General features: G+C 72.9%; 16 protein-coding genes and 1 pseudogene. 6 read left to right on the top strand and 11 right to left on the bottom strand.

Annotated elements, in window-relative coordinates:
• Nucleotides 1-53: 53 nt before the first annotated feature.
• Complete coding sequence (locus tag ACP4J0_RS23320) at nt 54-1,112, top strand: DUF3533 domain-containing protein (protein WP_426600612.1); 1,059 nt, start codon at nt 54-56, stop codon at nt 1,110-1,112.
• A 229-nt stretch (nt 1,113-1,341) separates the two neighbouring features.
• Here ACP4J0_RS23320 and ACP4J0_RS23325 read toward each other — a convergent pair whose 3' ends face one another.
• From ACP4J0_RS23325 to ACP4J0_RS23340, 4 genes are all read right to left on the bottom strand, one after another.
• Nucleotides 1,342-2,424, bottom strand: a complete 1,083-nt coding sequence (locus ACP4J0_RS23325; protein ID WP_426600613.1) for a S1 family peptidase — start codon at nt 2,422-2,424, stop codon at nt 1,342-1,344.
• Nucleotides 2,425-2,850: 426 nt separating this feature from the next.
• Entirely contained in the window at nt 2,851-3,759 is a 909-nt protein-coding gene (locus ACP4J0_RS23330) for a S1 family peptidase (RefSeq protein ID WP_426600614.1), read from the bottom strand.
• 211 nt (nt 3,760-3,970) lie between these two features.
• Complete coding sequence (locus ACP4J0_RS23335) at nt 3,971-4,756, bottom strand: DUF1684 domain-containing protein (protein WP_426600615.1); 786 nt, start codon at nt 4,754-4,756, stop codon at nt 3,971-3,973.
• Between the two features lie 28 nt (nt 4,757-4,784).
• Complete coding sequence (locus tag ACP4J0_RS23340) at nt 4,785-5,969, bottom strand: DUF5685 family protein (RefSeq protein WP_426600616.1); 1,185 nt, start codon at nt 5,967-5,969, stop codon at nt 4,785-4,787.
• 289 nt (nt 5,970-6,258) lie between these two features.
• Here ACP4J0_RS23340 and ACP4J0_RS23345 point away from each other — a divergent pair, with 289 nt between their 5' ends.
• On the top strand, nt 6,259-6,696 hold the full coding sequence (locus ACP4J0_RS23345) for a cell division protein SepF (RefSeq protein WP_426518430.1): 438 nt from the start codon (nt 6,259-6,261) through the stop codon (nt 6,694-6,696).
• A 60-nt stretch (nt 6,697-6,756) separates the two neighbouring features.
• Here the strand turns inward: ACP4J0_RS23345 and ACP4J0_RS23350 are convergent, their stop codons facing one another.
• The gene (locus ACP4J0_RS23350) at nt 6,757-7,947 is read right to left on the bottom strand and encodes an acyl-CoA dehydrogenase family protein (protein ID WP_426600617.1); all 1,191 of its coding nucleotides are present in this window, start codon (nt 7,945-7,947) and stop codon (nt 6,757-6,759) included.
• 215 nt (nt 7,948-8,162) lie between these two features.
• Nucleotides 8,163-9,761, bottom strand: a complete 1,599-nt coding sequence (locus ACP4J0_RS23355; protein WP_426600618.1) for an MFS transporter — start codon at nt 9,759-9,761, stop codon at nt 8,163-8,165.
• A 258-nt stretch (nt 9,762-10,019) separates the two neighbouring features.
• Between ACP4J0_RS23355 and ACP4J0_RS23360 the strand changes: the two genes are divergently transcribed.
• Together ACP4J0_RS23360 and ACP4J0_RS23365 are read left to right on the top strand one after the other, a co-directional pair.
• Nucleotides 10,020-11,207, top strand: a complete 1,188-nt coding sequence (locus ACP4J0_RS23360) for a glycosyltransferase family 39 protein (protein WP_426600619.1) — start codon at nt 10,020-10,022, stop codon at nt 11,205-11,207.
• A 238-nt stretch (nt 11,208-11,445) separates the two neighbouring features.
• Entirely contained in the window at nt 11,446-12,462 is a 1,017-nt protein-coding gene (locus tag ACP4J0_RS23365) for a phosphatase PAP2 family protein (RefSeq protein WP_426600620.1), read from the top strand.
• A 51-nt stretch (nt 12,463-12,513) separates the two neighbouring features.
• Here ACP4J0_RS23365 and ACP4J0_RS23370 read toward each other — a convergent pair whose 3' ends face one another.
• The 4 genes and pseudogenes from ACP4J0_RS23370 to ACP4J0_RS23385 form a co-directional block, all read right to left on the bottom strand.
• Nucleotides 12,514-12,729, bottom strand: a complete 216-nt coding sequence (locus ACP4J0_RS23370; RefSeq protein WP_426600621.1) for an I78 family peptidase inhibitor — start codon at nt 12,727-12,729, stop codon at nt 12,514-12,516.
• Between the two features lie 370 nt (nt 12,730-13,099).
• Nucleotides 13,100-14,062, bottom strand: a pseudogene (locus ACP4J0_RS23375) (helix-turn-helix transcriptional regulator); the annotation flags it as partial.
• A gap of 45 nt (nt 14,063-14,107) precedes the next feature.
• Nucleotides 14,108-14,926, bottom strand: coding sequence for a hypothetical protein (locus tag ACP4J0_RS23380; RefSeq protein WP_426600622.1), 819 nt, complete (start codon nt 14,924-14,926; stop codon nt 14,108-14,110).
• 162 nt (nt 14,927-15,088) lie between these two features.
• Nucleotides 15,089-15,739: a transglycosylase family protein gene (locus tag ACP4J0_RS23385; RefSeq protein WP_426600623.1), complete on the bottom strand. Its 651-nt coding sequence runs from the start codon at nt 15,737-15,739 to the stop codon at nt 15,089-15,091.
• Nucleotides 15,740-16,275: 536 nt separating this feature from the next.
• On the opposite strand from ACP4J0_RS23385, the gene ACP4J0_RS23390 reads away from it, so the two are divergent.
• Together ACP4J0_RS23390 and ACP4J0_RS23395 are read left to right on the top strand one after the other, a co-directional pair.
• Nucleotides 16,276-17,073, top strand: coding sequence for a hypothetical protein (locus tag ACP4J0_RS23390; protein WP_426600624.1), 798 nt, complete (start codon nt 16,276-16,278; stop codon nt 17,071-17,073).
• Between the two features lie 74 nt (nt 17,074-17,147).
• A complete protein-coding gene (locus ACP4J0_RS23395; protein WP_398135195.1) occupies nt 17,148-17,441 on the top strand; it encodes a hypothetical protein in 294 nt (97 codons plus the stop codon).
• An 81-nt stretch (nt 17,442-17,522) separates the two neighbouring features.
• Here the strand turns inward: ACP4J0_RS23395 and der are convergent, their stop codons facing one another.
• Nucleotides 17,523-19,001 carry a ribosome biogenesis GTPase Der gene (der, locus tag ACP4J0_RS23400; RefSeq protein WP_426600625.1) on the bottom strand — a complete coding sequence of 493 codons (1,479 nt, stop codon included), beginning with the start codon at nt 18,999-19,001 and terminating at the stop codon, nt 17,523-17,525.
• Between the last annotated feature and the right edge of the window lie 60 nt (nt 19,002-19,061).

Below are 19,061 nucleotides of genomic sequence, written 5' to 3' on the forward strand. Positions count from 1 at the left end.
CGTTCGGCCCCGCCCCACCTGCGCAAACGCCCGCGGCCCCGGACCGTGGGGACATGTCGCACACACCGGCCACCGGCACCCGGAGCGGCTCCTTCCGCGACGAGGTGAAGGACGCCGTCACCCCGCGGGCCACCCTGCTCGTGCTCGGGGTGATCGCGCTCCAGCTGCTGTTCATCGCCTCCTACGTGGGGGCGCTGCACGACCCGAAACCGAAGGACGTGCCCTTCGGGGTGGTCGCGCCCCCGGCGGCGGCCGGGCAGACGGTGAGCAGGCTGGAGCGGCTGCCCGGGTCACCCCTGGACCCGCGCACGGTGGCCGACGCGGCGAGTGCCCGGCAGCAGATCAAGGACCGGGAGATCGACGGCGCCCTGGTCGTCGACCCCTCCGCCGGCACCGACACCCTGCTGGTCGCCTCCGGCGGCGGCACCGTCCTCGCCACCACCCTGGAGAGCCTCGTCGCCGAAGTGGAGCGGGCCGAGGGCCGCACGGTGCGGACCGTCGACGTGGCCCCGGCCTCCCCCCACGACTTCGACGGGCTGTCGTCCTTCTACCTGGTCGTGGGCTGGTGCGTCGGCGGCTACCTGTGCGCCTCGATCCTGGCGATCAGCACCGGCGCCCGGCCGGCCAACCCGCACCGCGCGGCGATCCGGCTGATCGTGATGGCCCTGGTGTCGATCGTCGGCGGGCTCGGCGGCGCGGTGATCGTCGGGCCGATCCTCGGCGCCCTGCCCGGCAGCGTGGTGGATCTGTGGGGGCTCGGCGCACTGATCACCTTCGCCGTGGGCGCCGCCACGCTCGCCCTCCAGGGCGTCTTCGGGATCGTCGGCATCGGGCTGGCGATCCTGCTGGTGGTGGTCGCGGGCAACCCGAGCGCGGGCGGCGCCTTCCCGCTGCCGATGCTGCCGCCGTTCTGGCAGGCGATCGGACCGGCGCTGCCGCCGGGCGCGGGGACGTGGGCGGCCCGCTCGATCGCCTACTTCCAGGGCAACGACACGACCGTCTCCCTGCTGGTGCTGTGGGCGTGGGCGGTCGCGGGGACGCTGATCACGGTGCTGGCGTCCGTGCTGCGCCTCAGGCGCCGGGAGCCGGAACTGCCCACGCAGGTCGGCTGACCCCGCCGTCGCACGCGGAAGCTCCGCCGCACACACGCGGAAATCCCGCCGCGCGCAGGGCGGAAGCCCGCCCCACACACACGGAAGCCCCGCCGCACGCAAGACAGAAACCCCCGCCCCACACACACGGAAGCCCCGCCACACGCAAGACAGAAACCCCCGCCCCACACACACGGAAGCCCCGCCCCTCGCGCGCGGGACGGGACTTCTGCCTGCGATGTGTGTGAGCTCAGCCGATCTGCGTACCGGTGGCCGACAGGGCCTCCGTCACCGGCTGGAAGAAGGTCTCGCCGCCCGAGGTGCAGTCACCGCTGCCGCCGGAGGTGAGGCCGACCGCCTGGTCGCCCGAGAAGAGCGAGCCGCCGCTGTCACCGGGCTCGGCGCAGACGTCGGTCTGTATCAGGCCGTTGACGATGTCGCCGTTGCCGTAGTTCACGGTGGCGTCCAGGCCGGTGACCGTACCGGAGTGCACCTGGGTGGTGGAGCCGCTGCGGGTCACCTCCATGCCGACGGTGGCGTCGGCGGCACCCGAGATGGCCTGCGAGGAGCCGTCGTAGAGGTTCACCTCGCTCGGGTGGTCCACCTCGGCGGTGTACTTGACCAGGCCGTAGTCGTCGCCCGGGAAGCTGGACGCCTCGTTCTCGCCGATCACGTTCCCGGAGGAGTCCGACCAGGTGGTGATGCCCTCGGTGCAGTGGCCGGCGGTGAGGAAGTACGGCTCCCCGCCCTTGGTCACGTTGAAGCCGAGGGAGCAGCGCCCGCCGTTGCCGGTGATGGCGTCACCGCCCGCGACGAAGGGACGGTACTCACCGTTGGTCCGCTTGAGCTCGGCCTTGGCGCCCAGCCCGTCGACCACCTTGGTCAGCTTGGCCCACTCGGCCTTCGAGACCGTGCGGTCGGCGGTGACGACGACCTTGTTGGTGGTCGGGTCGGTCGCCCAGGAGGTGCCCGGGATGGTGGCGTCCTCGGCGAGGGTGGTGCGCGCGCTCTTCAGCTCGGCGAGCGAGTTCTCGACGATTCTCGCCTTGGCGCCGGCCGCCTCGACGGTCTGCGCGGCGTTCTCGTCGAGCACGTTGACGACGAGGCTCTTCGCCTGTGCGTCGTAGTACGTGCCCGCCGCGTCGGTGCCGAGGTCGCCGAGCAGCGTGGAGGCGAGCTTTCCGGCCGCCGTGACCGACAGGGTTTCGGGGGCGGAGGCCTCCGGGGCCTCGCTGGCGTTCGCACTCTGGAAGGTGACTCCCGCGGCGACCAGCGCGGTGACTCCCGCGCCGATCACGGCGACCCGCCGCCTGGGTATACGTCGGTGCTTCAACTCACGTCCTCCTGTGGGGGGTCGGCCCGGGAGGTTGTGGGGACCTCGCGGACCGGAAGGCTGGTTGACGAGCACCAACTCTTCCAACCCCGCAGGGGGCACACAAGGTCGGCTTCAGGACGTGCGCACGACAACTCCAGTGCGCGCACACGACCTTCACCATTCATGTCCCTTCCAGCAGGATTCGTACGGCGAACGCTCCAGCAAACGCTACGAGCGAGTAACCGAGGACCGGCCGACCCGCTCCACCCCTGTCCGGAATCCACCCCTTGCGCTCAGACCTCCGAGTGTGCTTCTACACGCGGTGCCGGCTTCCGCGGGGCCTTCGGGCCCGGGGCAACTCGGGCCCGGGGCAACGGGGAGCCCCCGCACACCGATCGGTGTGCGGGGGCTCGTCGTGCTGCCGGCTGCGCTCCGACGGGCGGCTCAGGTGACGTTGACGCCGTAGGCGCTCAGGGCCTCCGTGACCGGCTGGAAGAACGTGGTACCGCCGGAACGGCAGTTGCCGCTGCCGCCGGAGGTCAGGCCGTACGCGGTGCCGTTGCTGCCGTAGAGCGGACCGCCCGAGTCGCCGGGCTCGGCGCAGACCGTGGTCTGGATCAGCCCGCGGACGATGTCGCCGCCGCCGTAGTTGACGGTGGCGTTCAGGGCGGTGACCCGGCCGCTGTGGGTGCCGGTGGTGGAACCGTCGCGGATGACCGTGGTGCCCACGCTCGGGGTGGCCGCGCGGGTGATGTCCACGCCGTTCGCGGTACCGGGCTTGCTGATGGAGCTGTTGGTGTACCGGACGATGCCGTAGTCGTTGCCCGGGAAGCTGGACCCGGCGGTCGAGCCGAGGACGGTGGTGCGCCCGGAGTTGGCGTACCAGGTCCCGGCCCCGGCGGTGCAGTGCCCGGCGGTCAGGAAGTAGTCGACGCCACTGCCGCTGCGGACGTTGAAGCCGAGGGAGCAGCGCCCGCTGTTCGAGTAGATGGCGTCGCCGCCCTGGATGAGCTTGCTGAACGTGCCGGGGGTCCGCTTGATCGTGAGCGCGCCGGCCTTGTCGCCGGCCTGCTCCTTGATCTTCGCGATCTCGGCCTGGGAGACCGTGCTGTCGATGGTGACGACCAGCCGGTCGCTCTTGCCGTCGATGGCCCAGGCGGTGCCCGGGACGTCGGCCTCGAGCACCGCGCTGCTGGCGCTGTTGAGCTCGGCGTCACTGAAGGTGGCCGGGGTGGGTGCCGCGTTCGCGCTGGGGATCGCGATCGCTGCCGCGGCCACGACGCCGGTGGATACGGCGATCAGCCGGGTCCGTCTCGTGATGCCGCTGCGGGGGGTGGTGCGCTTGATCCTCACTTTTCGTTCCTCCACTGGGGAAGTCGGGGGCCCTCTGGGTGGGGTGGGCCCGTGAGGCGCAGCCAGGGGCGGACGTCCGGGTTCCGAATGCGTCGTGCTCCTGACAAGCGCTGAGGTTGGAGTATTCGGCCGAACGACCGGTCGGCGCAAGAGTGCCTTTCGGCCTTCAACCTTTGGCCGACCCGCGTCGCCCCGCCAACCCCGCCGGACCTCAGCGCAGTTCGCGCTCCCCCGCCTCGACGGGGACCTCCAGGGTGTTCCCCGGCGGCGGGAAGGGGCAGACGAAGTGGTCGGCGAACGCGCACGGCGGCAGCAGCGCGCGGTTGAAGTCGACCGTCGTACGACCCTCGGCGTCCGGCGCGGCCGGACGCAGGAACCGGAAGCGGTAACTGGTGCTCCCGCTGGTGGCGTCGGCGAAGACGGCCCACAGCGAGCCGTCCCCCTCGACGCTCGCCTGGAGCGTGAGTTCCCGCTCGCCCAAGTGGAAGGCGAGTTCTCCGCCCAGGGCGAGCCCGCGCTCCCGCCCGTCCGCGTTCGGCACCCGCACGCTGCGCTGCCCGGCGTCGTACGGCGTGAAGCGGCCCGGCACCGACCACCGCGGGTCGTACGGCGTGGCCGCGATGCCCCGGAACGCGCGCCGCGCCTCGGCGGCCGGGTCGAAGTCGCGCACGCCCCAGGCGCCCTCGCGCAGCAGGACGACGATCCGCCGCGCGCCGTACCCGACCCGGGCCGCGCTCGCGGGCCCCGGGTCGGGGGCGAGCCGGACCTCACCGTCGAGCGGCCGCCCGTCCACGGTGAGCCCGTCCGCCTCGGCTGCCGTCAGCAGCACCGCGCCGTCGCCGGCCGTCCAGCTCCCCGGGATGTCCGGAAGCTGCCCGTCCGGATAGTCCTCCAGCCAGTACGTGCCGGTCAGGGCCAGCGGTCCGTAGGGCGCCGACACCGTCGCGACGCGCTCCTCGTGCCACCGCTGCCACTCGCCGGATGCGTCCGTCGTCATGAGGGAAACCCTCGCACACCGGACCGCCTCAACAACTGCAGCCGCAGTCGCACCCGTCGCAGCCGCACCCGTCGTCGCCGCAGCAGTTGCCGCAGCAGTCGCAGCCGCAGCCACAGCAGTCGCCGCACCCGCTGCAGTCGCCGTTGGTGCACGGCGACTGCTTGCGCTCCCCGCTCCAGGGGTCGTGGTACGTGCCGCAGCACATCTGGCACGTACAGGCCAGTCCCAGCCACACGGCGCACCCCGCGAGCAGCCCGCGCCGGTCCCGGCGCGGCGGCTCCGGGGGCACCGGCGCGCCGGGTCCCGCCGGGGTGCCGGGAGGGGCGTACGGGTGGCTGCCGTGGGCGCAGGAGACGGTGCCGAAGGCGCGGTCGACGGAGTTCCCCAGCTCGTGCACGAGCAGTCGGTGCACCAGCCGGCCGTCGCCGAACTCGGCGTCCCGCAGCGCGAGGCGCACCCCGCGCACGGCGTCGTCGGCCAGCCGCCGGGCCTCCGTGAGCGAGGTCCCCGTGGCGGTCAGCGGGTTCCAGGCGCCCGACGCGGCGTCAGCCTCCTTGTCCTCCACGGCGTCGAGGAGGTGGGCGAGCCTGCCGAAGAGGCGCCCGGCCTCGGCGAGCGGCTCGGCGTTGTGCGGCCGCCCGGCGAGGCGCGCGGTGTGCGCGAACGCGGCGGCGGTGGCGGTCTCGGTCGGCTCGGTGACGGTGAGCAGGGGGGTGCCGGGCCCGGCGAGCGCCTCGATGCCGCCCTGCCGGTCCACGGCGTCGACCAGTACGGCGGTGTCGAACCCGACCGCGCCACCGCTGCGGGCGCCGGCGGCGTCCCAGCCGCTGGCGACCCGGCGGGCGGCGAGGGCCACCGGCCGGCGGGCCAGCACCCCGTCCCCGTCGGCGACGTGGTCGCGCACCTTGGCCGAGGCCAGCACCAGGGAGACGGCCGCCGCGAGCCGGGCGCCCTCACCGTGGGCGACGGACGCGGTGCGCATTCCGCGCAGCGGACACGGCCCGGCCTTGCGCCGCCCGGCGCCGGTGCCGCCGCGGCCCGCCTGAGCCTCCGTCAGGACCGAGATGAGCAGCCCGTCATAGTTCGTCACGATCCGCGCGAACTGCCCGTGGTCCTTGCGCAGTGCGAGGCACAATCCGCACAGATGCGCCATCCACTGACTCGTGAGGCTCTCCCCGAGCCGATGCCTGCAAGGCCTGACGATTCCGAACACGACATTCCCCCGTGCCTCGTACGATGCTGAGCTGCGGCATCGTACCGACGGGCGCGTTCACCCGTACGCACCCTCCCTCACCCGTCCGCCGGGAAGAATCATATTTCACTCACAGTCAGCATCCGTTTGGGGAACGACCCTTGGGACACAAGGACTCTCGACGGATTCGCTGTGCACCAGTACCGTCACAAACCCCCCGGGCGGCGTCTATCCACTTGGCGCGACGTCCGCATCATGGATGACCATAGGGATGCGGAAACACGAAAGACCGCTGAGAGAGGAGGCGTCCATGGGATCGGTACGCAAGGCGAGTGCGTGGCTCGGCCTCGTCGACGACAACGATGACGAGCGCTACTACGACGACGACTACTCCGAGGGCACCGAATCCGGGGACGCCTGGGTCACGGACCCGCGGGTGAAGGTGGCCACGGACGTGGCCGAGGAGAAGGGCCGCCGCATCGCCACGGTCACCCCGGACAGCTTCCGGGACGCCCGTGCCATCGGCGAGCTGTTCCGGGACGGCGTCCCGGTCATCGTGAACCTGACGGCCATGGAGGGCACCGACGCCAAGCGCGTGGTCGACTTCGCGGCCGGGCTGATCTTCGGCCTGCGCGGTTCCATCGAGCGGGTGTCCACCCGGGTGTTCCTGCTGAGCCCGGCCGACACCCAGGTCATCAGCGGCGAGTCGGCCGCGCACCGTTCCGACGGTTTCTTCAACCAGAGCTGAGGCGGGGCCGCACACCACGGCCCCGCCCCCCGCCGGCCCCCCGGGTCCGCCGCCGGAGTCCTACCGGAAGGCGTCGAGTCCGGTGAGGGCCTTGCCCAGCACCAGCTGGTGCATCTCGACGGTGCCCTCGTAGGTGAGCACCGATTCCAGGTTCGTCGCGTGCCGCATCACGGGGTACTCGAGGGAGATCCCGTTGGCGCCGAGGATCGTGCGGGCCGTACGGCAGATGCCGATGGCCTCGCGTACGTTGTTGAGCTTGCCGAAGCTGACCTGCTCGGGACGCAGGCGGCCGGCGTCCATGCGCCGCCCGAGGTGGTGGGCGAGCAGGATCCCCTTGTGCAGTTCGACCGCCATGTCGGCGAGCTTGGCCTGGGTCAGCTGGAACCCGCCGATGGGCCGCCCGAACTGCTCCCGCGTCTTCGCGTACTCCACGGCCGCCTCGAAGGAGCTGCGGGCCGCGCCCATCGCGCCCCAGACGATGCCGTAGCGGGCGTGGGAGAGGCAGCTGAGCGGTCCGCGCAGGCCGGCGGCCTCCGGCAGTACGGCGTCGGCGGGCAGCCGTACGCCGTCGAGGACGAGCTCGCTGGTGACGCTGGCCCGCAGCGACCACTTGTGCCTGATCTCGGGCGCGGAGAAACCGGGACTGTCGGTGGGCACGACGAAGCCGCGGATCCCGTCCTCGGTCTGCGCCCAGACGACGGCGACACCGGCCACCGACCCGTTGGTGATCCACATCTTGCGCCCGTCGAGCACCCAGTCCCCGCCGTCGCGCTTGGCACGGGTGCGCATGTGGGCGGGGTCGGAGCCGTGGTCGGGCTCGGTCAGCCCGAAGCAGCCGATGACCTCACCGGCGGCCATGCGCGGCAGCCAGGCCTGCTTCTGGTCCTCACTGCCGAAGCGGTGGATGGCGTACATGGCGAGGGAGCCCTGCACGGAGACCAGGGACCGGATCCCGGAGTCGGCCGCCTCCAGCTCCAGGCAGGCCAGTCCGTACTGCACGGCACTCGCGCCGGCGCAGCCGTGGCCCTGGAGCGACATGCCCAGCGCGCCGATGCCGCCGAGCTCGCGGGCCAGCTCCCGGATGCCGGGCAGCTCGCCCTTCTCGTACCAGTCCGCGACGTACGGCAGCACGCGGTCCGCCGCCCAGTTCCGCACGGTGTCCCGGACCGCCAGGTCCTCCGGCTCCAGGAGGTCGTCGATGCCGAGCGGGTCGGCGGGATCGAACGCGGGCAACTTGGGGGACGAGGCCATGGGACACCCTCCGGGACGTGAAACTAGCGCTGCTAGTTACGGTTCTCGTGCCGACGTTACGACGCGGCGCTTCGCGCGTCCACCATGCGCCTCCCCCTCACGCAGCCCCGCTCGCCCGTGCCCCACCGCGCCGACGGCGGCACACCCCCGCGGACGACGTCCACCGGGTGACGGACGGCGAACGGGTGGTGCGCGGACGCGGAGGCCGGAATCGCTCACACCGAGACGCGTGACTCCACCGCGTCCCGAGGCGCGGGCACGGAGACCCCCTCGCACTGCATCCCCCGCGGCAACCGCAGCGCCATCACCGCCCCCAGCAGCAACAACCCCGCGCTCACCACCAGCGTCACGTGCAGCCCATGCACGAACGCGTCGGCGGCCGCCCGCCGCAGAGCGGCCCCCGCGGGCCCCCCGAGCTGCGCGGCGACCTCGTACGCCTCCCCCAGCGAATGCCCCGCCGCCACCGACGCCGAAGCCGGCACCCCGGGCACACCGCCCGCCACTCCGGGCGTGTACGCCGCGTTCATCACGCTGCCCAGCAGGGCGATCCCGATCCCGGCACCCAGCTGGTACGACGTCTCCCCGATCGCCGCCGCCCCGCCGGCCTGCTCCTGCGGCGCCTCGCTCAGCATCGACTCGTACGCGCCGAAGAGCGTCGTCTCCAGACCGAAGCCGAGCAGCACGAACCCGGACAGCAGCAGCGCGCAGTTGTCGGCCCGGCCCATCGCCGTCAGCAGCAGCACCGCGAAGGCCGTCAGGCAGAACCCGGCGCACACCATCCGGCGCGGCCCGAACCGCCGCAGCATCCGCGCGCCCGCCAGCCCGGCGGCCATCGCCGCGAAGGTCAGCGGCAGCAGTCGCAGCCCGGTCTGGAGCGGGGACAGCCCGAGCACCAGCTGCAGATACTGCGCCGCGATCAGCTCCAGACCCACCAGCGCCAGCATCGCCAGCACGATGCACCCCACCGACGTACTGAACGCCGGCCGCCGGAACATCTCCAGGTCCACCAGCGGATGCGTACGCCGCCGCTGCCGCCGTACGAACGCGGCCAGCAGGGCCGCGCCCACCACCAGCGGCACCACGGTGAGCACGCTCGCCACCGGCTCCCCGCCGCCCAGCCGCTTCACGCCCAGGACCACCCCGAACAGGCCGCCGGCCGCCATCAACGCGCCGACCACGTCCCAGGGTCCTCGGCCGTCACCCTTCGACTCGGGCAGCAGCAGCCGCCCCAGCGGCAGGCTGACCAGCATCAGCGGGATGTTGACGAGGAAGACCGAGCCCCACCAGAAGTGCTCCAGCAGGAAGCCGCCGAGCAGTGGCCCGACCGCCGCGCCGACCGCGGCCACGGCGCTCCAGACGCCGATGGCCAGCGCCCTCTCCCGGCGGTCGGGGAAGACCTGCCGGAGGATCGACAGCGTCGCCGGCATGATCATCGCGCCGCCGACGCCGAGCAGCGCGCGCGCCATGATCAGGACCTGGGCGCTGTCGGCGAGGGCCGCCAGCGCGGAGGCGACGCCGAAGAGCGCGTAGCCGAGCAGCAGGACGCGTCTGCGGCCCACCCGGTCGCCCAGCGTGCCGAACAGGATCAGCAGCGAGGCGCAGACGAGCGGGTAGACGTCGACGATCCAGAGCAGCTCGATCGCGCCGGGCCGCAGGTCCTCGGTGACGGCGGGGACCGCCACGTGCAGCACGGTCGCGTCGACGGCGACGAGCAGCAGGCTGACGCAGAGGACGATCAGAACCACCCAGCGGTTGGCACCGCCCCCGGTCGCCCGACGGCGCGGCGCGGCGGCAGCCGTGGTCGTCCCGGACATGTACGTACCTCCAAGATGTTCCCTCGCGTCCGGCGGGCCGCGGGGTGGGGACTCCCCGGCGGCTCGGCCGGAGAGGAGCGGGGGCTCCGGGCCGTGCAACGGAACGCGAGTGGCTCGCCAGAGTACGCGAGACCTCGCACGGCACACGTGGCGGACCTCACACAACCCGCGTCACCTGTGTGGCATGCGCCACCGCGGCCACGGCCCCGCCCGCCCCGGCCGGCCGGCCGCTCCCGCCCACGGCAGATAATCGAGCCCGTGACCGATCTTGAAACGCGCACGACGGGCCGCCCGGGCGCCCTGCGCCGGGCCGCCCCGGCGCTCCTCGGCTACGCGGCCGTACGCGCCCTGGGCCTGCTCGCCCTGGCCCTGTGGAGCGCCGCGCGCGACAAGAGCGCGTACACGCTGCTGACGGCCCGCTGGGACTCCCTCTGGTACACGAGGGTCGCCGAACTGGGCTACGGCTACGAGGTGCGCCTGCCGAACGGCGACGTGCACTCCAACCTGGCCTTCTTCCCGCTGCTGCCCTGGCTGGAGCGGCTGGGCGCGGCGGCGGGGCCTTGGTCGCCCGCGGACGCCGGGTTCGTCGTGTCGCTGCTCGCCTCGCTCGCCGCGGCCTGGGGGATCTTCGCGGTCGCGGAGCATGTGTACGGCCGCCGGGCCGGGGTGTGCGCGGTGCTGCTGTGGGCCGTGCTGCCGGTCGGGATCGTGCAGTCCATGGCGTACAGCGAGTCCCTGTTCACGGCGCTCGCGGCCTGGTCTCTGTACGCGGTGCTGACCGGGCGCTGGGTGACGGCGGGGGCGCTGGCCGCGCTGGCCGGGCTGACCCGCCCGGTGGGGCTCGCGGTGGCGGCGGCCGTGTGGGTCGCCGCGATTACGGCATTCGTGCGAAGCCGGAGCGACGCCGGCACGGACGGCGCCCGCGACCCGGCGCGCGCCCCCGGTGACGGCGCGCGGCGTGCGCTCGGCATGCTCCTCGCGCCCCTGGGCGCCGCCGGGTACGTGCTCTGGGTCGGGCACCGCACCGGCCGGGGCCCGCTCGGCTATCTCGACGTCCAGGCAGGCTGGCGCAACGGCTTCGACGGAGGCGTGGCCTTCGCCCGTTTCGTCGCCGGCAAGTTCACGTCGTTCCCGTCGGCACTGGCGGGCGTCGCCCTGGTCGTGGGGATCGCCCTGCTCGTCCGGCTGTACGTCGTCTGCGTACGGCAGCGCCAGCCGCTCCCGCTGCTGGTGTACGCGGGGATCGTCACCGTCCTCGCCCTGTGCACGTCGAGCTACTTCGGCTCGAAGCCGCGGCTGCTGCTGCCCGCGTTCCCGCTGCTGCTGCCCCTCGCCCTGCCCCTGGCCCGGCTGCGAACCTCCAGGTCGGCGCTGGTCGTCGGCGGTGTCGCGGTGGCGTCGGCGGTGTACGGGGCGTTCTGGCTGAACGGCTCCGGCCCGCCCTGACCGGGCCGGGGCGCCCCGATGACCGCCGGGAGAATTCCGCACCAGCATTCGGTGAACGAATTCATAAGCACGATAAGCCGTCGACCGGGCCGATCAAAGGAATTGAAGTCCGCAATAGGACGGGGTTGCGGATTCCTCGGAAATAAACCACCGCCTGAGAGGAATCCCACATCACATCGTCATCACAAAGCCGTTGATTCGGCCGGGATCACTCCTCACTCGCTGTAACGTCGATTGGGTGCGTACCGAACGGAACCTCACCCGTCTGGACCGGGTGTTCGCGAGACTGGACCGGGAGCCGGAACGACCGGCCCACCTAGATGTGCCGGAGATGAGCCGGCACAGGGTTGCGCTGTTCGCCGGGACCCTCGCGTTCTACATCGCGATCGTGTGGGCCGTGCTGATCACCTCGTGGCTGGTCCGGCTCGACTGGCAGGTCATGTTCTTCCGGCCCTACCAGCAGTGGCCGGAGCTCCACGCGTTCGTCGACTACTACGTGGTGCTCGGCCAGCGCGGCCCCACCGCGGTGATGGTCGCGGCCTGGCTCGGCTGGCGCTCCTGGCGGCAGCACACCCTGCGCCCCCTGCTCGCGCTCGGCGTCTCCCTGCTCCTGCTGAACGTCACCGTCGGTGCCGCCAAGTACGGCATGGGCCGGCTCGGGCCGCACTACGCGACCACGATCGGCGCGAACGAGATGTGGCTCGGCGGCGATATATTTCCGAGCGGTCACACCGCGAACGCCGTCGTGACCTGGGGCATCCTGGCCTATCTGGCCTCGACGCCGAGGGCACGGCGCTGGCTGTCGGCACTGTCGGCGGTCACCTCGCTCGGCGTGGGACTGTCCACCGTCTACATCGGCACGCACTGGCTCAGCGACGTGCTCCTCGGCTGGGCGGCGGGACTGCTGATCCTGCTGGCGCTGCCGTGGTTCGAGCCGCTGATCACCCGGACCGAAGCCCGGATCCTCGGCCTGCGCGACGGCTGGTTCGCCCGTCGCCGCCGCGCGGCGGCGACGAAGCAGCCGGTCAGCACACCCGAGGTCCTCACGCCGCACGCCCCCGACCGGGAGGAGGCACCGGTCCGCGAGCCGGTCGCCGCGCCGCGCAACCGGGCCCCGGCGTACCTGGCCCCCGGCCCCCACACGGCCCGCTCGGACCGCACGCCGGCGCCCCCGGCGGGCAGCCGCCGGCCGGGGCACGCCGACCGCCACCCGCGAGGCGCGGCCCCGGCCGGGCGCCCCCTGTCGGGCGGCTGACCGCTCACACCACGCCGCGGGGACCGGTACGCACAGCCCCTCCCCCGCGGGTCAGCCCTTCCAGGCCCGGGCCACTCGGCCGTCCTTCACCTCGAAGTTGAGGCGGCCCACGCGGTACTCCATGGTGATGACCGTCCCCGGCGCCAGTGCGCGCACCGTCGACCAGCCCCGCTCCCGGGCGAGCCGTTCGGCCGCGCCGGAATCGAGGCCCACGTACGTGTCCGGACTGTCCTGGGGTTCGGCCGGGGGTGTCGGAATCGGTGCCATGCCGCCACGCTATGCCCTGCTCCACAACCGGGGAAGTCCAGGCCCGTAACGCGGGGTGCAGACGCACCTGGGGTCACACTTCTGTCACAAGATCACGGCCCGCGTTTCGGCATGAATCCGTCACACGGACGGACGGTTTTGTACGCCTTACGGCAGACCCGTGAGGTGAATTTCCGCGTGTCGCGTCACCCTCTCGAATAAGTGGACGGAAAAGACTTCGAAGGGCCGCGGAGGCTTCCCCGCATTCCGCGCCCGAACACATCCGAACCCACTCGAACGAACTCACGTACGACGTCGCGTACGGCGTGCGGGGACCGGACATCGACACAGGAAACACATCAGCTGCTCACAGATTCCCCTCGGGCCGCCCGGACCGGGACAGGGCGCGGGTGAGCCGGTCGCGTGCCGCCCGGATCGTCTCCGTCAGCCCGTCCGGCTCCAGCACCTCGAAGTCGAAGCCCAGCAGCATCAGGTGCACCACCATGACCTCCAGGCTCCCGGCGCCGGTGCGCAGGAGGCAGCTGTCCGGGCCCTCCGCCTCCAGCACCCCGGCGGTGGGCGAGATCCGCTCGACGGCCTCCTCCAGGGGCACCAGCAGCCGTACGACCGCGTGCGTGGCGTACGCGCGCGTGGAGACGCCCGCGGAGACGTAGGCGGCCAGGTCCTCGGCGGGCGGCTCGCGCGGGACGAAGCGGGGGCCGTGCGGCGGCTTGGGCGTGACGCGGTCCACCCGGAACGTGCGCCAGTCCGCGCGGTCGAGGTCGAAGGCGACCAGGTACCAGCGGCGCTCGGAGCACACCAGCCGGTGGGGCTCGACGGTGCGGCGGCTGTCGGTGCCGTCGTGGCCCCGGTACGCGAAGCGCAGCCGCTCGCCGTCCCGGCACAGGTGGGCCAGCTCGGCCAGGACGCCCGGGTCCACGGCGGAGGCCCCGGGGCCGCGCAGCATCGGCACGGTGAAGGCGTTCAGGGCGCCCACGCGGCGCCGCAGCCGGTCGGGCAGCACCTGCTCCAGCTTGGCGAGCGCACGGACGGAGGTCTCGCCGATCCCCTCGATGCCCTGCCCCGCGGCCGTGCGCAGCCCCACGGCCACGGCGACCGCCTCGTCGTCGTCCAGCAGCAGCGGCGGCAGCTCGGCGCCCGCGCCCAGCTGGTATCCGCCGCCGGTGCCGGGGCTGGCGTTGACCGGGTAGCCCAGCTCGCGCAGCCGGTCCACGTCCCGGCGCACGGTGCGGGGGGAGACGCCGAGGCGGTCGGCGAGGTCGGTGCCGGACCAGTCCCGGTGGGCCTGGAGGAGGGAGAGCAGGCGCAGTAGTCGTGCCGAGGTCTCGAGCATGGCGCCGAGTCTGCCAGCGGTTGCGGACAGGTACTGTCCGCGTCGTCAGGTCTCCAGCGGGGTGACCGACAGCGACAGGTCGTTGTCCCGGGTGTAGTACGGCCCGGCCCGCACGAGGCCGTGCGGCGTCCGCACGCGCGCGCGTGGATACGTGAGGACGGGGTGCTTGTCGGCGATGTCGTCCAGCAGCCGCGCGAGGCGCACGGCCGGGCCGGGTTCCCCGGCGGGCCGCAGCCACAGGTCCCACTCGCCCGGCGCCAGGGTGCCGTAGGGCACGGTGAAGCCGAACTCCGCCCGGTCGGCCGCGACGTCCAGCCGGCGCACACCGCCCTCGCCGGTGCCGGAGCGGACCCGCAGCTCGGCGTGGGCGCCGGGGGCCAGCTGCGTGCCGTACACCCGTCCGCGTACCGTCAGCCCGCCCTCCGCGGCGCGCAGCTCTCCCGTCTCCGCGTGCGGGGCGCGCAGCCAGCTGCGGACGGTGAGGTTGCCCTGCCGGGTGGCGTACGGGATGCGGACGGCGACGTGGCCGAGCAGGCCCCCGGGGGTGCGGTCGGCGAGGGAGCGCAGGTCTGTGACGCCGGGCACCAGGCGCCGCGGCTCGCCGTCGGACACGCGCGCGTAGGCGTCCCAGCGGCCCTCGGGGAGGGCCACGCTGCTGGGCAGCGCGGCGCGCAGCCTGCCCTCGGCCGCGGGGGCCAGCGGCAGGCTGACGGTGTCGTCGGCTCCGTCGGCGGCGCGGCGGCGCAGGATGAGGAGGGCCGCCCCGGTGCCCTCGTGCGCGGCGACGTCGAAGGTCAGACCGCCCGCCGAGTCGCCGATGCAGTCGGCGCGCAGCGGAGCGGCCGATGGGGTCGGCGGCGTCATGCGGTGCGGATCCTCCCTGGGCTTCTCGTCGTCCGGTTAGACCCAGAACCCCGCCTTCTGGTTGCCTGTGTCCGATTGCGATGTGATCACGGCCGAAGGCGGGTCCGAGGCCCCGCCGCGGGTTCGCCCAGGGAGGCTGTGCCGCGCGGCGGGGCGGGCGGCTCAGAGTTCGAGGCGCTGGCCGGGCACGATCACGTCGGGGTCGGCGCCGATGACGGCCTTGTTGGCGGCGTGCAGGCGCTGCCAGCTGGTGCCGTACCGGCCGGCGATGGCGCTGAGGGTGTCGCCCTGGCGGACGGTGTAGTCGCCACGGGACGCGCTGCGGCCGGTGTGGCCGCTCTTCCGGGTCGGCGCCTTCGACGGCCCGGCGGTGGACTTCGCGGGTTCGGCGGGGGCGGCCGGGGCCGCCTCGGGCGGGGTGGCGGCGGCCGGTGCGCCGCCCCGGGCCCCGGCCCGGGAGGAGCAGGTCGGCCACGCGCCCCAGCCCTGGGCGCGCTGGACCTTGGTCGCCACGGCGATCTGCTGGGACTTCGTCGCCCTGTCGGCGGTCGGCGCGTAGGCGGTGCCGCCGTACGCGCGCCAGGTGGAGGCGGAGAACTGCAGTCCGCCGTAGTAGCCGTTGCCGGTGTTGATGTGCCAGTTGCCGCCGCTCTCGCACTGGGCGATGCGGTCCCACACTCCGCGGTCCGCCGCCGCGGCGCTGCCGGTCGTGACCAGCAGTCCGAGGGGCGCGAGCAGGGCCGCCCCGGCGAGGACCGCCGCCGTACGGTTCCTGCGAACGTTGCCGCGAGTGGTATCGGCACTTCCGGACATGTGTTTCCCTCTCCACGCAACCCGGGCTCCCCCAGGACGGGGCACGCTCGCCGCGCACAGCACGCGGTCGTCGCGCTCCGCCCCGTCCGCCGATGGCCGTGGTGCGAGCCGGTGATGCGGTCGGCGGACGTTCCCGAGCGGTGCTCGTTGCACACGGCGGAGCAATCTAGGGAGCCCGTCCGGCCGGGATCAACCAATGGCCCGTCATTCCAGGCCAGTCCGCCATTACCTCGGGTATCAGCCATTTCCGGACACCCACTTCATTCGCTGATTTCCTGATTTGTCGACCAACCGGCATGGTGATCTGTGACCCACCTCACCGCATCAACGGCCTTGCGGTTCAAACCAGTTGACGGTGAGTGAGCGGTTCCGGCCGACAGATGACCGTGTGCGCCGGATGGTTCGATTCCGTCGGGCGTGGGGCGTGACTCCCGCCACAGATCCCCCGTTGTCTTCTGCATGAGCCGGGGACCGCCCGGACCACGGCCCGGGAGCCACCCGGTCCGGCCACGTACCGCATCCCGAGGGAGCCACCCGTGCCGCGCATGCTCGACGTCAGCGACGACGTACGCGCCGAGATCGGCGACGAAGAAGCCGACCGCCTGCTCGCCGGGGAATCCGCCCCGGGCAGCTACGACTGCACGTCCTGCCGCACCCCGGGCGACTGCGCGCAGGAGCGCACCAGCACCGTTCTCTTCATCGGGGACGAGACCGCCGTACTCGCCTTCGCCCACGCCGGGTGCCTGCCCTCGCAGGTGGTCAAGGTCACCGAGGAGCAGCTCCAGGGGGCCGTGAAGTCCATCAGCTCCGACAACGCCCGCCCCGGGCCGGAACAGGCCGTGCCCGAGCAGGCCGCACCCGAGCAGGCCGTGCTCGGTGTCACCAGCGGACTGATCCTGATCGCCGACGAACTCCACCCGGCCCTCGTGGTGGAGCCGACCGCCCCCATCGCCCGGCCCGGCACCGTCGGTGCCGGCGACGACTTCCTGCCGCTGCTCATCGAACAGGGCTTCATGCCGGTCACCGAGCTGTCCACCGCGCCGGCGGTGCTGCACGGCTGGTCGGTACTGCTCGCGATGGGCCAGTTGCACGCGGTGCTCCAGCCGGGGACGAACGGCGGCCGGCCGGTGGCCTGGTGGCAGGCGCACCAGCCCCTCCAGGTCACCGAGGGCTGGCGCACGGCGGCCAACAAGCACCAGCAGGTGCTGATGTTCGCGGCGCCCGTCGGGTCGATCGGACGGCAGCCGCGCGAGGACCTGCTGCGGGAAGCGCTGGACAGGGCGGCGGCGAACGGGCAGCTGGTCGCGGCGGCGCTGCCGCTGGCCGGAACCTGAGCGCGGTCCGTGCGGCCGGCGGACGGCCACCGCCTGGGCCGCATCTCTTCCAGCGCGGTGTCGTTTGGACATACGTGTACGCATACGACGCCTTTCACCGCCAGGGCGGCCCCTCGGCCACGCCGATCTACGACGCGCTCTACGCCGAGTACGTCCGGTCCTTCCGATCACTGCCGGGCGATCGCAGCGGTGAGGAGGAGCTGGGATTCACGGCCTTCCGGAGCATCCCGCGCAGCAGAGGCGCGTACAGCGCCTACAGTGCGGGGGCCCACAGCGCCCGCGTCGGCCACCAGCAGCCGATGTGGCAGCGCGTCGGCACGCACCATGTCCCGGCCGCGCTGCCACCGGGCCCGCGCAGAGGCGCCTGACAGCCACCCGAGTGACGAGAGAGGGCGACCCCTTGCCGGGGTCGCCCTCTCTCGTCGTTCTCTTCGCCGTCGCGGCTGCCGCTACTTCTTCTTCGCGCCGCGCTTCTCGCGCACCCGCACCGAGAGGTGGATCGGCGTACCGTCGAAGCCGAACTCCTCGCGCAGCCGGCGCTCGATGAAGCGCCGGTAGCCGGCCTCGATGAATCCGGAGGCGAAGAGCACGAACCGCGGGGGCTTGGTGCCGGCCTGCGTGCCGAACAGGATGCGCGGCTGCTTGCCGCCCCGCACCGGGTGCGGGTGGGCGGCGGCCAGCTCACCGAGGAAGGCGTTCAGCCGGCCCGTCGGGACGCGGGTCTCCCAGCCGGCCAGGGCCGTCTCGATCGCGGGGACCAGCTTCTCCATGTGCCGGCCGGTCTGCGCCGAGACGTTGACCCGGGGCGCCCACGCCACCTGGCCGAGCTCGGTCTCGATCTCCCGCTCCAGGTAGTAGCGGCGCTCCTCGTCGAGGGTGTCCCACTTGTTGTAGGCGACGACGATCGCGCGGCCCGCCTCGACGGCCATGGTGACGATCCGCTGGTCCTGGACCGAGATCGGCTCGGAGGCGTCGACGAGGATGACGGCGACCTCCGCCTTCTCGACGGCGGCGGCGGTGCGCAGCGAGGCGTAGTAGTCGGCGCCCTGCTGGAGGTGGACGCGCTTGCGGATGCCCGCCGTGTCGACGAACTTCCAGGTCACGCCGCCCAGCTCGATCAGCTCGTCGACCGGGTCGCGGGTGGTGCCGGCCAGCTCGTTGACGACGACGCGCTCCTCGCCCGCCACCTTGTTCAGCAGCGAGGACTTGCCGACGTTGGGCCGGCCGATCAGGGCGATGCGGCGCGGGCCGCCGACGGCGGTACCGAAGGTCTGGGCCGGGGCCTCGGGCAGGGCCTCCAGGACCTTGTCCAGCATGTCGCCGGTGCCTCGGCCGTGCAGCGCGGAGACCGGGTGCGGCTCTCCCAGTCCCAGCGACCACAGGTAGGAGGCGTCGGCCTCGCCGCTCTGGCCGTCCACCTTGTTGGCGCACAGCACGACGGGCTTGCCGGCCTTGCGCAGCAGCCGTACGACGGCCTCGTCGGTGTCGGTCGCGCCGACCTTGGCGTCCACGACGAAGACGACCGCGTCGGCGGCCTCGATCGCGTACTCGGCCTGCGCGGCCACGGAGGCGTCGATGCCGAGGACGTCCTGCTCCCAGCCGCCGGTGTCGACGACCTTGAAGCGGCGGCCGGCCCATTCGGCCTCGTAGCTGACGCGGTCGCGGGTGACGCCGGGCTTGTCCTCGACGACGGCCTCGCGGCGGCCGATGATCCGGTTCACCAGGGTCGACTTGCCGACGTTGGGACGGCCGACGACGGCGAGGACGGGCAGCGGGCCGTGCCCGGCCTCCTCGATCGCGCCCTCGACCTCCTCGATGTCGAAGCCCTCTTCGGCGGCGAGCTCCATGAACTGCGCGTACTCGGCGTCACCGAGCGCCCCGTGGTCGTGCTCCTCGCCCGAGCCCTCGGAGTGGATGTGGTCGTTCATGAAGTCCGTACCTCGTTCATCGTGGTGATCGGTGGTGCACCCCCTGTACCGGGTGATCCA

The organism is Streptomyces sp. WG7 (assembly GCF_049975785.1).
Classification (GTDB): Bacteria; Actinomycetota; Actinomycetes; order Streptomycetales; family Streptomycetaceae; genus Streptomyces.

Bases quoted from the DNA above. Each gene is read 5' to 3' on its own strand.
- ACP4J0_RS23350 (WP_426600617.1), bottom strand. From the start codon at position 7,947: ATGGCCTCGTCCCCCAAGTTGCCCGCGTTCGATCCCGCCGACCCGCTC.
- der (WP_426600625.1), bottom strand. From the start codon at position 19,001: ATGAACGACCACATCCACTCCGAGGGCTCGGGCGAGGAGCACGACCAC.
- ACP4J0_RS23320 (WP_426600612.1), top strand. From the start codon at position 54: ATGTCGCACACACCGGCCACCGGCACCCGGAGCGGCTCCTTCCGCGAC.
- ACP4J0_RS23345 (WP_426518430.1), top strand. From the start codon at position 6,259: ATGGGATCGGTACGCAAGGCGAGTGCGTGGCTCGGCCTCGTCGACGAC.
- ACP4J0_RS23335 (WP_426600615.1), bottom strand. From the start codon at position 4,756: ATGACGACGGACGCATCCGGCGAGTGGCAGCGGTGGCACGAGGAGCGC.
- ACP4J0_RS23355 (WP_426600618.1), bottom strand. From the start codon at position 9,761: ATGTCCGGGACGACCACGGCTGCCGCCGCGCCGCGCCGTCGGGCGACC.
- ACP4J0_RS23370 (WP_426600621.1), bottom strand. From the start codon at position 12,729: ATGGCACCGATTCCGACACCCCCGGCCGAACCCCAGGACAGTCCGGAC.
- ACP4J0_RS23380 (WP_426600622.1), bottom strand. From the start codon at position 14,926: ATGACGCCGCCGACCCCATCGGCCGCTCCGCTGCGCGCCGACTGCATC.
- ACP4J0_RS23385 (WP_426600623.1), bottom strand. From the start codon at position 15,739: ATGTCCGGAAGTGCCGATACCACTCGCGGCAACGTTCGCAGGAACCGT.